The sequence below is a fragment of the Mycobacteroides sp. LB1 genome (assembly GCF_013449725.1).
Classification (GTDB): domain Bacteria; phylum Actinomycetota; class Actinomycetes; order Mycobacteriales; family Mycobacteriaceae; genus Mycobacterium.
On record NZ_JACCFF010000001.1, the window covers coordinates 1,965,234 to 1,978,522 of the forward strand.

At 62.8% G+C, this 13,289-nt stretch carries 18 protein-coding genes; 12 read left to right on the plus strand and 6 right to left on the minus strand.

Annotation, left to right across the window (positions count from 1 at the left end; all coding sequences use genetic code 11):
- Positions 1–10 precede the first annotated feature (10 nt).
- Complete coding sequence (locus tag MLB1_RS09540; RefSeq protein ID WP_180749793.1) at positions 11–640, plus strand: TetR/AcrR family transcriptional regulator; 630 nt, start codon at positions 11–13, stop codon at positions 638–640.
- On the opposite strand, the gene MLB1_RS09545 is transcribed toward MLB1_RS09540, so the two are convergent.
- The 3 genes from MLB1_RS09545 to MLB1_RS09555 all read right to left on the minus strand — a co-directional run bounded on the left by MLB1_RS09545 (position 637) and on the right by MLB1_RS09555 (position 3,428).
- Entirely contained in the window at positions 637–1,194 is a 558-nt protein-coding gene (locus MLB1_RS09545) for an SRPBCC family protein (RefSeq protein ID WP_180749398.1), read from the minus strand. The two genes, MLB1_RS09540 and MLB1_RS09545, sit on opposite strands and share 4 nt — an antisense overlap.
- Positions 1,195–1,329: 135 nt before the next feature.
- Positions 1,330–2,232 carry a hydroxymethylglutaryl-CoA lyase gene (locus MLB1_RS09550; RefSeq protein ID WP_180749399.1) on the minus strand — a complete coding sequence of 301 codons (903 nt, stop codon included), beginning with the start codon at positions 2,230–2,232 and terminating at the stop codon, positions 1,330–1,332.
- The gene (locus tag MLB1_RS09555) at positions 2,229–3,428 is read right to left on the minus strand and encodes a CoA transferase (protein ID WP_180749400.1); all 1,200 of its coding nucleotides are present in this window, start codon (positions 3,426–3,428) and stop codon (positions 2,229–2,231) included. Before MLB1_RS09555 ends, MLB1_RS09550 begins: the two co-directional genes overlap by 4 nt.
- 121 nt (positions 3,429–3,549) lie before the next feature.
- On the opposite strand from MLB1_RS09555, the gene MLB1_RS09560 reads away from it, so the two are divergent.
- The 5 genes from MLB1_RS09560 to MLB1_RS09580 all read left to right on the plus strand — a co-directional run bounded on the left by MLB1_RS09560 (position 3,550) and on the right by MLB1_RS09580 (position 6,672).
- Positions 3,550–4,095 (plus strand): sigma-70 family RNA polymerase sigma factor, encoded by a 546-nt coding sequence (locus MLB1_RS09560; protein WP_180749401.1) that lies wholly within the window; start codon positions 3,550–3,552, stop codon positions 4,093–4,095.
- Entirely contained in the window at positions 4,092–4,787 is a 696-nt protein-coding gene (locus MLB1_RS09565) for a Rieske (2Fe-2S) protein (RefSeq protein ID WP_180749402.1), read from the plus strand. Before MLB1_RS09560 ends, MLB1_RS09565 begins: the two co-directional genes overlap by 4 nt.
- Before the next feature lie 240 nt (positions 4,788–5,027).
- Positions 5,028–5,336 (plus strand): cupredoxin family copper-binding protein, encoded by a 309-nt coding sequence (locus MLB1_RS09570; RefSeq protein WP_371750600.1) that lies wholly within the window; start codon positions 5,028–5,030, stop codon positions 5,334–5,336.
- Positions 5,333–6,265: a metallophosphoesterase gene (locus MLB1_RS09575; protein ID WP_180749403.1), complete on the plus strand. Its 933-nt coding sequence runs from the start codon at positions 5,333–5,335 to the stop codon at positions 6,263–6,265. Before MLB1_RS09570 ends, MLB1_RS09575 begins: the two co-directional genes overlap by 4 nt.
- Positions 6,262–6,672: a hypothetical protein gene (locus MLB1_RS09580; RefSeq protein WP_180749404.1), complete on the plus strand. Its 411-nt coding sequence runs from the start codon at positions 6,262–6,264 to the stop codon at positions 6,670–6,672. Before MLB1_RS09575 ends, MLB1_RS09580 begins: the two co-directional genes overlap by 4 nt.
- On the opposite strand, the gene MLB1_RS09585 is transcribed toward MLB1_RS09580, so the two are convergent.
- On the minus strand, positions 6,673–7,446 hold the full coding sequence (locus tag MLB1_RS09585; RefSeq protein WP_180749405.1) for an SDR family oxidoreductase: 774 nt from the start codon (positions 7,444–7,446) through the stop codon (positions 6,673–6,675). It lies immediately after the preceding gene.
- 149 nt (positions 7,447–7,595) lie between these two features.
- Here MLB1_RS09585 and MLB1_RS09590 point away from each other — a divergent pair, with 149 nt between their 5' ends.
- From MLB1_RS09590 to MLB1_RS09600, 3 genes are read left to right on the plus strand one after another with little or no spacing between them, the layout of a single operon-like run.
- Positions 7,596–8,600, plus strand: coding sequence for a LysR family transcriptional regulator (locus tag MLB1_RS09590; RefSeq protein WP_180749406.1), 1,005 nt, complete (start codon positions 7,596–7,598; stop codon positions 8,598–8,600).
- Positions 8,590–9,222: a phosphoribosyltransferase gene (locus MLB1_RS09595; protein WP_180749795.1), complete on the plus strand. Its 633-nt coding sequence runs from the start codon at positions 8,590–8,592 to the stop codon at positions 9,220–9,222. The genes MLB1_RS09590 and MLB1_RS09595 overlap by 11 nt, the downstream gene beginning before the upstream one ends.
- Before the next feature lie 25 nt (positions 9,223–9,247).
- Positions 9,248–9,688, plus strand: coding sequence for a hypothetical protein (locus tag MLB1_RS09600; RefSeq protein WP_180749407.1), 441 nt, complete (start codon positions 9,248–9,250; stop codon positions 9,686–9,688).
- Between the two features lie 4 nt (positions 9,689–9,692).
- On the opposite strand, the gene MLB1_RS09605 is transcribed toward MLB1_RS09600, so the two are convergent.
- Complete coding sequence (locus MLB1_RS09605; RefSeq protein WP_180749408.1) at positions 9,693–10,730, minus strand: endonuclease/exonuclease/phosphatase family protein; 1,038 nt, start codon at positions 10,728–10,730, stop codon at positions 9,693–9,695.
- A 232-nt stretch (positions 10,731–10,962) separates the two neighbouring features.
- Between MLB1_RS09605 and MLB1_RS09610 the strand changes: the two genes are divergently transcribed.
- Positions 10,963–11,622 (plus strand): DedA family protein, encoded by a 660-nt coding sequence (locus MLB1_RS09610; protein ID WP_180749409.1) that lies wholly within the window; start codon positions 10,963–10,965, stop codon positions 11,620–11,622.
- Positions 11,623–11,625: 3 nt separating this feature from the next.
- Here the strand turns inward: MLB1_RS09610 and MLB1_RS09615 are convergent, their stop codons facing one another.
- A complete protein-coding gene (locus MLB1_RS09615; protein WP_180749410.1) occupies positions 11,626–12,246 on the minus strand; it encodes a CGNR zinc finger domain-containing protein in 621 nt (206 codons plus the stop codon).
- 147 nt (positions 12,247–12,393) lie between these two features.
- Here MLB1_RS09615 and MLB1_RS09620 point away from each other — a divergent pair, with 147 nt between their 5' ends.
- Both MLB1_RS09620 and MLB1_RS09625 read left to right on the plus strand, forming a co-directional pair.
- Positions 12,394–12,708 (plus strand): hypothetical protein, encoded by a 315-nt coding sequence (locus tag MLB1_RS09620; protein WP_180749411.1) that lies wholly within the window; start codon positions 12,394–12,396, stop codon positions 12,706–12,708.
- Positions 12,709–12,931: 223 nt separating this feature from the next.
- Positions 12,932–13,213: a hypothetical protein gene (locus tag MLB1_RS09625; RefSeq protein ID WP_180749412.1), complete on the plus strand. Its 282-nt coding sequence runs from the start codon at positions 12,932–12,934 to the stop codon at positions 13,211–13,213.
- Positions 13,214–13,289 lie beyond the last annotated feature (76 nt).

Below are 13,289 nucleotides of genomic sequence, written 5' to 3' on the forward strand. Positions count from 1 at the left end.
CCGGCGGCAGATGTACGCAGAACAGACCCGTTCGGATCTCCTGGACTCCGCACGCCGGCATTTCACCAGCACCGGATACAACAACGTGACTGTCGACGACATCGTCAGCAGCATCGAAGTCAGTAAGGGCACGTTCTACTACCACTTCTCCGATAAACAGGCGATGTTCACCGCGCTGCTCACCGAATGCCTGACCGAGACCGCCGATACCGTCACCACCGCCATCCACCGCCTGGACAGGCCGGGAGCCAACGGCCCGCAAGTCGCCGCCGCCTCCGCCTGGGTCTACTTGTCACGATCGCTCAACGACAGTACGTACCGGGAACTCATGCGCCAGGCGCCGATGGTCCTGGGCGAGGAGACCTACCGCCATATCGACGAAACGATCGTGCTGCCACCGATGGTCAAACTCATGGAAGCGCTGGAACAACGCGGTGAACTCAAAGCCGGGGTGCATACATCGATGGCTGCACGGATGCTCATGACGATCTTCGTCGCGGCCAACAGCGTCATCGCCGAATCCGAGGATCCCGCGGTCACGATGGTCGAGGTCGCCGACACCATCGCCACCATGTTCAGCGGCCTGGTTACCGGGCCTGTACTCCTTGCGAATGAGGTGGTCGCGGCGGGTTCGCGTTAGCGGATCGCTTGGAGCATCACGGTCCGCAGGAACGGCCGCGCGATAAATGCCATCCACCGCAGCGGGATCCATGCGCACCACCGTGGAGTGATGGCAATGGTCCACCGCACTAGCACCTGATTCCCTTCGGGGGCTAGCTCCCAGCGCTGAGCGAACGACTTGATAAAGATGGGCGGCAATGAGGCACCCGTCCCCATCGCCACCAATTCACGGCCTTCCTCACTGCGCACGACCTTCTCGGAGAACGCGAGCACGGGAGTCCGGGTTGCCAGCCGATCTCCCGAACGCTGTGGGCAGGACACGAACGGGATGACCCCCAGGTATCCACCCTCTTCCACCTGATTCCACACCCGCTCGATGGGACCAGGTACGCCGACCTCAGCGGTCACGGCGAAGGGAGCCGTCTCTTCGAAATAATTCGGGCCGGTCGCCGTCAGCTCATATCGCCGGGGACCTTTATCGCTATAGGACAGCACATATAGCGCCGCCACCGTAAGTAGGCCGCCGAGGATCATCAGACCCACCGCTGTCCCAATCCATAGGTGTGTGGACATATTCCTCCTTGAATATCACCCAAACACGCAGGCCCAACCCGTTACTAAACAAAAGTCCAGCAACTGACCTGTGGTCGGTCGAATGCTAGTCCACCACCCGACCGTTGAGAATGGCCTGCGGAGAATTCTTTCTGGCTATCCAGACAGCCGATCTCCCGCGCGCAGCAAGGCGCTGGGAATCTCATGCCCCACCACCGCTTGCACGAGCCGCGCGGCATCGATCGCAGCAGATAGATCGACATCCACGCCGATTCCACTGTCCCGCAACAGGTACACCAGATCCTCGGTGGCGATGTTGCCGGTCGCACCGGGCGCAAAGGGACAGCCGCCAAGCCCGCCGATCGAGGAATCCAGCCGCGTCACCCCGGCCTGCACGGCGGCGTATGCGCTGGCCAGGCCCGATCCCCGAGTGTTGTGGAAGTGCGCACCCAACGGTGCGCCGTCGACTATGGGCCGCACCGCAGCAACAAGATTCGCCACCCGGCGCGGAGTCGTGGTGCCGATGGTATCGGCCAGGGCAAAGCGATCGACGCCCCAATCGCGGGCCTGACCCAGGATTTCGAGCACTTGATGTTCGGGGGTGGGGCCGTCGAACGGGCAGTCCCACGAGCAGGCCACGATGACCTCCACGGTCGCACCCACATCATGCGCGAGTGCGACGATTTCCTCAATGCGGGCGGTGGCCTCCGCACTGGTGCTGCCGACATTGGCGCGGCTGTGGCCGTCGGCCGCCGAAACGACGTACTCGATTGAGGTCAGCCCCGCGGCAATGGCACGTTTGGCGCCATTGGGACTGGCAACGAGCGCGGAGAACTCGATATCCGGGTAGTTGCCCAGCTCGGCCGCTAATTCGGCGGCGTCGGCGAGCGCCGGCAGCTTGGAGGGTGACACGAACGCGGTGGCCTCCACCTCACGTACCCCCGTCGCCGCGATCGCGTCCAGCAGTTTCAGCTTGTCCGCCAACGGAATCAGCGCCTCAAGCTGCAGACCGTCGCGCAGCAGCACCTCTCGAATGGTGACATGGGCGGGCAGACTCACAGCACCCCCTCGGCGCGAAGGCTCTCGATATCCGCGGCGCTCCTACCTAGCAGCCCCACGTAGACCTCCTCGTTGTGCTGTCCGGGCCGCGCCGGGCCCGCGTTCCGGACGCTGCCCGGCGACTCCGAGAGCACCGGGACCACACCCGGTCCCAGCACCGACCGACCGAGTCGTTCGTCGAAATGCTCGACGAGCATCTCCCGCGCCTTGAGCTGGGGGTCCTGGACCACGTCGGCGACTGTGTTGATGGGACCGGCGATCACTCCGGCGGCACTGAGCACCTCGATGATGTCGGCAGGCTTTCGCTGCAGCGCCCAGTCGGCGATGATCGCGTCGAGCTCGTCCTGATTGCGTCCGCGGGCAACATGATTCACGAATCGCTCATCGGAGCTCAGCTCTGATTGTTCCATTGCCTCGCACAACCTACGGAACACCGTGTCCTGGTTGGCGGCGATCACCACCCAGCTGCCATCGGCTGCCTGGTAGATGTTCGACGGGGCAATCCCCTCCAGCCGGGTACCCGACGGGCCCCGTACCACCCCACCCACGTCGTAGTCCGGGATGGTGGATTCCTGTACTGCTAAACAACTTTCGGTCAATGCCGCGTCGACCACCTGCCCGGTTCCGGTGACAGTCCGCCGGTAGAGAGCGGCCAAGGCGCCCTGTGCTGCGAACATCCCGGCCAGGGTGTCACCGATCGAGAGTGCCATCCGCGGCGGCGGTCCGCCGGGGAAGCCGTTGAGATGTCGTAGGCCGCTGGCGGCCTCCGCGACCGATGCGTACCCCGCTTTATGCGCATCAGGACCGGTCTGTCCGTAGCCGGAGACCCGAACCAGGATGATGCCCTTGTTGCGCTGAGTCAGTACGTCGTAGCCCAGCCCCCATTTCTCCAGGGTGCCGGGCCGAAAGTTCTCGACGATCACATCCGACTTCTCGACGAGATCAAGGAATAGCCCGCGCCCGGCCTCGGTACGCAGATCCAACGTGATGGCCTTCTTATTGCGGGCATGCACCGTCCAGAACACATGGTGCCCGTCAACCTCGGCCTGCCCCCACGTGCGCAACGGGTCCGGCGAGCCGGGCGGCTCGATCTTGAGCACCTCGGCGCCCATATCCCCTAGTAGCCGACCCGCAAAAGGCCCAGCGATCAGGGTGCCCAGTTCCAGCACCCTGATCCCGTCGAGAGCACCCGTCATCCCCGTGACGCTACCCCGAACCAAACAGCCACCGACATCGTGTAACCACCGGCACTACTTCTCTAGGGGCGGATCTCCGCCTGCCTTGTGAGGGACGTTTCGGACGGGACAACCGACGGTGATGACGCAACGTGATCCCACCGCCCGGCGCGGCTTACGAGCCGTTCCGGATGGAAGCGACCACTATGCGGACTGGCAGTCCGTGTATGAGGACAATGCCGTCTGGGTTTACCGCACCATCTTCGCGCGGGTGGGCAACAAGCCGGATGCCGAGGATCTGACGGCCGAGGTGTTTCTTGCCGCGCTGCGCCCGCTGCGCCTCACCGCGACGAAGCCCGAGGTGCGGGCCTATCTGCGGGCGACGGCACGCACGGTGCTTGCGGCGCACTGGCGCGAAACCCTGGGCCGCGAGATCACCTCGATCGACGATGTCACCGACCGACCGCCGGACATCGAGGAATCCATCAGCGCCGCACCGCAACACGTGAAGGCGGTCTTGAACGCACTGCCGGACAACTATCGTCGAATTCTGGAACTCCGGTTCCTGCAAAGCTGTTCGATCAAGGAGTCCGCCGCCAAGATGGGTGTCACCGTCGCCAATGCCAAGGTGCTGCAACACCGCGCATTGCGCCTGGCCGCCCAGATCAACGAACAGGACCTGTCATGAATCCGCGTGGGCTGCGCCGCTATGTCGACGACCTGCTCCGAGGTCGACGACCCAAGCCATTCCGCCCCGACGATTTCGAGGCGGCACAGATCCGAACCGCGATCGAGTTGCGCGCGACCCGGCCCGGCGATGATGCTCCCAGCCAGGAGTTTCTGGCCGATCTACACGGGCGCCTTGCCGATCAGATGGGCAATGTTCCAGCGTCTTCCGAGCACACGCGGTGGCAGACACCCACCCGCCGGACCGTCCTCGTCGGCACTTCGGCTGCCGCTGCTGCCGTCGCTGTCGCCGTCACCGCCGACCGTCTCATGACCCCGAAACCCGAGACCGACCCCCAGCAGGCGTCGGGCCAGATCGTCCCCAACACCGGAAGTTGGCAGCGCGTCGCCGCCAGCAGTGCGGTCCCCGACGGCGGGGTGCATCCCTTCGACCTCGGATTCGTCAATGGGTTCGTGCGTCGAGTGGGCGGCAAGATCGAGGCGGTATCGGGAGTCTGCACGCACCAGGGATGCAAGCTCTGGTTCGACGGGGCGCACGACCGGCTGCAATGCCCTTGCCACACCACATCGTTCGCCACCGACGGGCGAGTGATTACCCACCAATTGCCCATCGCCCCCAAACCACTGCCCACATTGGAGGTACGCGAGGCCGACGGTCACATCGAGGTGTTTGCGCCCGACCGCCCGGTCTGATCCGTCTGTAACCCCCGCCCCTATCTCTGTGCGGTGGTTCGCGACTCACCGCGGACTCGGTCATGAAAAGGGGCTCCCATGCTTTTCTTGAGATCTCGATCGCGCTGCGCCGCGTTGGTCGCGGTAGCCGCGATCCCACTGGCGGCATGTTCCGGTGGTGGCAGCGCGCCATCCGATGCGCCGCTGTCGATCACGGTGGCTTCCGATGCCAACGGCACTCCTGGAATGTCCGGGCACAGCATGCCTGCGATATCCGGCAGCATGGCACCACACGGCAGCACCCCGATGGCACCCGCTCCCGCCGGGCCCGCGGTCAACATCGAGAATTTCGCATTCAATCCCACGACGCTGACAGTGCCCGCCGGTACGACCGTCACCTGGACAAACAAGGACGAAGAGCCGCACAACGTGGTGGCCGAGGACGGCACGTTCCGATCACCCGGAATGGACGCTCAGGGCACGTTCTCCTACCAGTTCGCCCGGCCGGGCACGTACCCGTACGTGTGCGGAATCCACCCGTTCATGAAGGCAACGGTGGTAGTGCAATGACCGAGCAACACGGCCGACAAGATATGACGCGGCGGCAGCTGGTCCGCCACACCGCCTGGTTCGGCGCCGCGGTTGCGTTGACCGTGGCTGGCGGAGAAGTGATCTCGCATGTCGCAGGATCGGCCGCCGTGAACACGAGCACCCGCCCCACATTGCGCTTCGCGCAGATCAGCGACAGTCATATCGGGTTCAACGGCACCGCCAACCCCAATGTCGTCGATTCCTTCGGTCACGCGATCAATCAGATCAACAACCTGGGCTACACCCCGGATTTCGTCATCCACACGGGCGATCTCACGCATCTGGCCACCGATGAGCAGTTCGATCAGGTCAAGCAGATGATGTCGGGGCTCGGCACCCCGCACGTGTTCACTGTTCCGGGGGAACACGATTCGGTCGACGATGCCGGACAGAAGTACCGCAGTGTCTTCGGCGGTGGCACCCGCGGCGACGGGTGGTACAGCTTCGATATCGCCGGTGTCCATGTGATCGGGCTGGTGAACACGCTCAATTTGAAGAAGCTCGGACACTTGGGAAACGATCAGCTCGAGTTCGTCGAAAAGGACGTTGCGCCCCTTTCTTCGGACACCCCGATCATCGTGTTCAGCCATATCCCGCTGTTCGCCATGTATCCCGAATGGGGTTGGGGTACCGATGATTCCGCGCAGGCCCTGAGCTACCTGAAGCGGTTTGCGTCGGTGACATGCCTCAACGGTCATGTGCACCAGCTGTTCACCAAAACCGAAGGGAACATCACCTTCCACAGCGGTACGACGACGGCGTATCCCTTACCCAAACCGGGTGATGGTCCCGCTCCGAAACCGATGACGCTGCCAGCCGGCCAGCTGCACGACATCCTCGGCATTCGCGAGGTCAGCTACCTGAAGGGCAGTCAGGCGCTCGCCATCAAGGAGGACAAGCTGCTATGAACGTCGTGCTTCGCCTCGGACTGTCCGCGACGCTGGCCGTCAGTGGGTATGTCCACGCCTACCTGTACATGCATGGTTACCAAAACATTCCGACAGTCGGACCCGGCTTCCTGATTCAGGCCAGTGTCTTCATCGCGTTGGCCGTGCTGATCGCGGTCGGCGCACCCGAGTGGATAGTGGCACTCGCCGCGCTGGGTTCAGCCGGTGCGCTGGTGTCGTTCGCGTTATCCCGCACTGTCGGTTTGTTCGGGTTTTCCGAACGTGGTTGGGATCCGGCGCCGTATGCGGTCATCAGCGTGGTGACGGAACTGGCCGCCGTCGCCTTGGCGAGCGTCCTACTCACCAAGCGTGTACGGCGGCCAGCGGCGACCCCGACGTCCCAGACGAGGCCGCTACCGCAACAGTGACTACTTCGTGGTGTAGCCGCCGTTGATCAGGATGGTCTGTCCGGTGATCCACCAGCCGTCGCTGACGAGGAATCGGATGAACGGGGTGATGTCCTCGATATCGGTGAGACCGGTCTTGGAGAATGGCGAAAGTGCGGCCGCGGTCTTGTGGTACGCGACCGCCTCCTCACCTTCGGCCGGGTAGAAAAACGGCGTATCCATGGGACCCGGACCCACCGCGGTCACCGAGATGCCGCGCTCGCCGTACTCCTTTGATGCAGCGCGGGTGAAGTGCTCTACCGGGGCCTTCGTACCGGCGTACGCCGCATAGAAGGGGGTGTACGCGCCCAGCAGCGAGGTCACCAGCGTCACGATCTTGCCGTTGTCGTTGACATGCTTACCCGCCTCCTTGAGGAACAGGAACGCGGACTTGGAGTTCACCGCGCTGGCCGAGTCGTACTCCTCCTCGGTGATCTCGGCGAACGGCTTCTTGATGACCTTGCCGACGGTGTTGATCGCGATATCGGGCCGCCCCACTGCTTCGACCGTATCTGCGAACAGTTTGCTTACCGCTGCTCCCGTAGTCAGGTCGCCCTGGAATGCAACCGCCTTAGCGCCGGCCGCCTCTACCGCGGCCACCGTCTCGTCGGCAGCTTCCTTGCTCGAGGGGCTGTTGTAATGCACGGCTACGGCGCCGACCCCGTGCTCGGCGAGATCCCGCGCAATGAGTCCGCCCAGATTCTTGCCACCACCAGCGATGAGTACTGTCTTACCATTTAGTGAATGATTCGTCACTCGATTATCTCCCTTTTCGCATCCGTGGACTCGCCCTCACGAGTGGGCTCCATGGTTACCCATGTCTCTCCTCGAAATCGTAGGTTTAGATAACACAAGGAAAAACCATATAATTCTTGTATACACACAAATAGGAGTTGTATTTGCAGATGAACGAGGCGAGAGAGAGCAGTTCGCTAGCTGACTTACTGGATTCCCGGCGATTGTTTCAGTTCGTGGTGGCCGCGGAGGCACCCACACTCGCCGCTGCGGCCAGCGAGCTCTTCATCACGCAGCAGGCGCTTTCCTCCGCGATCCGCCAGCTCGAACGCGATCTCGGTGTGGCGCTGTTCTCTCGGGCACAGCGCAGCCTGCAACTGACCGAATCAGGCCGCGAGCTGTACACCGGTGCCAAGCCGCTGCTCGCGGGAATCCGAGTGTTGGCCAACGCAACGCGGAATGCGACACATCCACAACCCGCGTTTGTCATCGCCCACTCCCCGGCAATATCGAGTGACGAGGTCTATCGCCTTATCGAACCCGCTGTCATCGCCGACCCATCGATGTCAATCACCGTTCGGCAGGTCTTTCCCGATGCCATGCACGACGGCCTGCTCGATGGCTCGCTCGACCTGGCGCTCCGCCGCGGGGTCGATATGCCCGCCGATTTGGCCACCGACACTCTCCTCTATCAGCCGCTCCGTATCGCCGTGGTGCAGTCCCACAGCCTCGCGACCCGTGATCGCATCGACATCACCGAAATCGCCGAGTTTCCCATAGTGGTGTGGGCCCCACCCCGCCATTCGTTCTACACGGACCTGTTGGTTTCACATTGCCGGCGAAGTGGTTTCGAACCACGACTGCTGGTCAATCCGGTGCAGGGCACGCCTCCGTACACCGCGGTGCTCGCACACCCAGACCATTGCGCGTTCGTCACCGACGACCCGGGGGACGTTTACCACGGCAACGTACGGGTAGTCGAGATCGTCGATCCCCCATTGGTTCCCGTTCAGGCCGTGTGGCTTCCTCATTCGGTGTCTACCGTCCGCGCCACACTGTTCGAGGCCGTCCAGGACGCAGCTGTTGTCAGCACGCCATCCCGGTTGGAAGATGGAGGCATTCGGAGAAGCACTCCGAGACGGTCCCATGTCACGCATATATCGGATGTTCAATGATCGCCAGGACGCCGGCCGCGTACTGGCGAGCATCCTTGCGCCCTACACGATGCAGGATGTGGTGGTCCTCGCGTTACCGCGTGGAGGAATACCGGTGGGGCGGGAGATCGCGACAGCCTTGAGAGCCCCCCTTGAGGCGCTAGTCGTGCGCAAGCTCGGGGTCCCCGGACACGAGGAGTACGCGATGGGCGCCATCGCCAGCGGGGGCCAAGTGGTTATCGACGAGAACATCGTGCGCATGATGGGAATCACCCCCGAACAACTCGAAGACGTGGCCACCCACGAGCGCCTCGAGCTCGCCCGTCGTGAGCATGCCTATCGGAATCACTGCCGCACCGAAATCGAAGGTAAGACAGTCATTCTGGTCGACGACGGGATTGCCACCGGTGCGACGCTGCGCGTGGCGCTACTGGCGATCAGAAAGAGGGCGCCCGCACGGGTGATAGCGGCTGTTCCCGTCGCGCCACGGTCGGCGTTTGGTCGATTCGATTCCCTTGTCGACGATTTCGTCGTTGCGTCCTCTCCCACCCGATTCCTCGCGGTGGGCGATGCCTACCAGGACTTTCACCAGGTCTCCGACGAGGAGGTACGCGCGCTGTTGTCGCTGCCGATCGCAAAATAGCCTGGCGTGCGCCTACCTTGAGAGCATGCGTGCGGTGGCGATGACGGTCTTGTCCCTTGTTCTGCTTGCGGGTTGCGGCGACCGCGGGCTCGACACACCCACCGCGGCAGCCGATACCCCCGGCGCCACCGCAACCTCAACCCCGTCCGAGAATCCCCCGATGGACGGGGCAACGGTTTTCGAGGACGACCCACGTATCGTCGACAGCCGTCCGGTGCCATTCGACATCTGGAGTCGTTCCCCAGACGGCAATGCGGTGATCGTGTACTTCACCAGCGGTACTCCGCAATGCCATGGCGTGCACGCGACCGTTCACGAGACCGATGACGCGGTGGAGATCGCACTGCGCGGTGGCACGCCGCCGGAAGCCGTCGACAAGATGTGCATCCTCATCGCCCTACAGGGCAGTCTGGCCGTGCCACTGCAGAGCCCACTCGGCGATCGGCGAGTGCTGAGCGTGTCCTAAAAGGTCATTTCGCCGGGTCATGTTTGAAGCTCACCCTGACGATGCCGTGGTCCCCAGTACCGGTCTCCCGGTGATTCTCGAAGTTGAGGTGATCGTTGTTGATCAGCAGCCCATCAAAGAGCCACACCCGCTTACGGCTGTGGTCGTAGAACTGCTCGCTAACCAGCACATGGTCGAGAGATTCCCGCAGATCTTGATGCACGTGGGTGTAGTACACGTCGCGCGTGTCTCGGTACTCTTGCAGCGTCTGGGCTGAATAGAGTCCAAAGTCGCTGCCGCCCTGCGAATCTCCGACAAGGTAGCGCGGCTGCGCAGTAAGGATGTTCGCGGTGTTGCTCTCCTTGCCGTCGTTCATATCGCCGAGCACGATGACCGGGGTCTCCGTATCTCGCATGACCCCGTTGAGGAGGATCCGCACGGCCACCGCCTCAGCGGTTCGGCGGATGGTCGAGATCCCGTCACCCAGTGCCTGCTGATGTGGCCGATACGTCGCCGAGGACTTCTTATACCAGGATTCCCTACTGATCTGCGTGGGAAGCTTGGATTTAAGGTGCACCACAAAGACTTCCGTGGCCGGCTCGTCGTCACGTAGCTGGACCTGAAAGTTCAACACGGGCCGCGAAAAGCTCGTGATCGAGACGTCGATGACGGGCGCCTGCGGATCAGCGGGATCATCCCTGGACTCAAGCCGCACGGCCTTCGGGAAGTCGTTGATCCACTTGGGTTTTCCGATGAGCAGGCCCTTGCGCACCAGGGCCGCACAGGTGATCGAGGTTCCGACGGCCGGGGTGGCCAGCACGTCGTACTCGTCGGCCAGTCCCTTCGGATCCACCGCGAGGACGGCCTCCAGAGCGCTCTTACTCCACACCTCCTGCATCCCGATCACGTCGGCGCCAACCGTCCCCAATTGCCATGCCGCCCACTCGGTCTTGCACTTGAACTCCTCGGGCGTCCACGGCTTGGTCGTCGCGTACAGCTTGGCCTTTGCGTCCTGCAGGTTGTACATATTGAACGTCGCGACACTGAATGTGGTCCGGACCATATCTAGCTCCCTTGAGCGATGCTCCTGTGATCGTCACGATATTCCGAGTATCTCTGGATCGTCACGGTATTCGGAGGATCTCCGTATCGCCCCAATAGACGAGGTCACGTCGAGATTGTTCACCCGGTTGCCGCGTACCCGTCATACGGGATTGCCCGCCAAGCGCGAGTGCGCCAGACGGGGTTCTCGTGTTGTTTCCTGTCCAGCAATGTTCCGTGGCTAGCTTCCAGCCATGGACATGGGTCTGGCGCCGGCGGACGTCATGGATCCGATGTACTGGCTTGGCGAAGGCGGGCTGTTCGGGGGCGCCGTCCTGGCCGGGGTCATGATCATCGTCTTCATCGAAACCGGGCTACTCTTCCCCTTCCTGCCCGGTGACACCCTGTTGTTTTCCGCTGGACTGATTGCCGCTCAGCCGAATTCCCCGATTTCGATCCAGGTGCTGGCGCCCTGCGCCGCCGTGGCCGCCCTGCTGGGCAGTCAATGCGGTTACTTCATCGGACGTCGACTGGGCCCGGCATTGTTCAAGAAGGAAGATGCGCGCTTCTTCAAACAGCGGTATTTGACGGCTTCTCGCGAGTTCTTCGACAAACACGGACCCAAGACGCTTCTCGTCGCACAGTTCATCGGTGTGGTTCGCACCTTCACCCCGGTGATCGCCGGCATGTCCGGCATGCGCTATCCAATATTTTTGCTGTACAACGCTATTGGCAGCACCGCATGGGGCATCGGCCTGACGACGGTCGGCTATTTCCTGGGCAATATCGCGTTCGTCGGGGAGCACCTGGACATCATCATCCTGGTGATCGCCATCTTGTCGACCCTCCCCGCCGTCGCGACGGCCGCCAAGGTGTACCTGGATAGACGGCGCGCGGTCGCCGATAACGGCTGAACGCTAGGAACCCGCCGGACTTTGGCGGTCATAGTGCCGCTTGACCCGGGCTCGGTTACCGCATTTCGGGGTGCACCATTCCCGCCGGGGGTGCTCCTTGACGAAGTACAAGACGCAGTGCGAAGCAAGGCACGCGCGCAGCTGATGACGTCCCTGACCACCAAAGAAATCGACCGCCTGACGAGCGATTAGCCCCACGGTCAACCGTGCCTGCGATCCGCGCGCCGTCACGGTTCTCGTCGGCTCCCCGTCCACGGGCCACACCAGCTCGGCCCGGATGCGCGCGAGCGTATTGATGGTGGCGACGGCCTGGGCATGTGCAGTACCGGATGTCGGGGGTCGCGGATCCTCGGTGACTTCGGACGCCAGGCACCGTAGCGCGTCACGCAGCGCCCGCAGGTCACCGGCAACGATACGCGCATCCTCCAACGGGAACCTGATGGTCTGCGCACCCGATTCGGCGAGGATGCGTTCCGCCATCGCGTTGAGCCACGCGTGCACCGCGACATCACCATCCAGGGCGTCCCGCACCTCCCCGCGACCACCGCGAACGGTGTTCATCAGCTCCACGGGAAGTGGTTCCCCCAGGATGGCGGCGATCGTGCTCGACGTGCTTGTATCCAAGCTTCGACCATATCTCGCCTAATGGATAAAGCCACTTGTAACCATGTGGCCTATCTAACAGTGCAGAGGAAGGACCTCCTAATGGTTTGGGGTTCTTTTAAGCATTAGAACTTTTGATGACCTTCTCTTGACACTAAGGAAACTGCCATGAACACCCGCATCGCCCCATTCGCACAATCGGCCGTCCGGTCGGCAGTTTCGTTCCTGGTGGCGCTGGCCGCGCTCGCAGCGATGGCCGTGGCCTCGTTCGCCTTCACCGCGCAGGCCTCCGCAGCCGGGGGTAGCGGATCCTCCGCCTCCGACACCGTCGACCGGCTACAGGCGCAGGGCTACACAGTCCAGCTGAATGGCATCGCCGACGCGCCGCTTTCCCAATGTGTGGTGACGGGTATCGAGGGCCTGCGTGGCGCCACCGCCTTCTCGACGGTGTACGTCGACATCTCCTGCCCCACCCACAACTGAATCCAACCGAATACGCGAACGCGGACTCAACCCGGTCATAAGGCCGTGGGAGTCCGCGTTTGGCGTATTCGGTTGTCCTGCTTTATCGAACAGCCCCGTCTCCGCGATTATTCCGGGCCGGGCTGACTGACATATCACAGGCCGTTCAGGATGGCAACGGATCGCGCTCACGTTATTAGAAGCATCGCAAGAAGATGTTCAAAAGTATTGGAGCGCAGACGAAATGACCACTATTAGCGCCGCCTCGCAGGCAATCTCCACCAACCTCCGTCGCGCTGTCGCCGCCGCTGGTATCGGTCTCGCAATCCTGGTGCCCACCTACGCCGCCATCGAGCTGGCCGCCGCACCTGTCTCCGCTGTCGCAGGCGCCGGCAATGACGGCCCCGGGGGCAACAACCGGGACCACGCCCGGCTGGGCACCGGCCAGTACTCGATGAACAACTCCGGACCGCAGATGCGCTACACCTCGCCCCCCAGCGGCCAGTACATCGGCGGCATTAACTAAGCCCGCCGAAAGGACAAGGGCCACTTCCGAATCAGCCTACGGAAGTGGCCCTTTTCTTGTGGCCGGGACGGGGCCC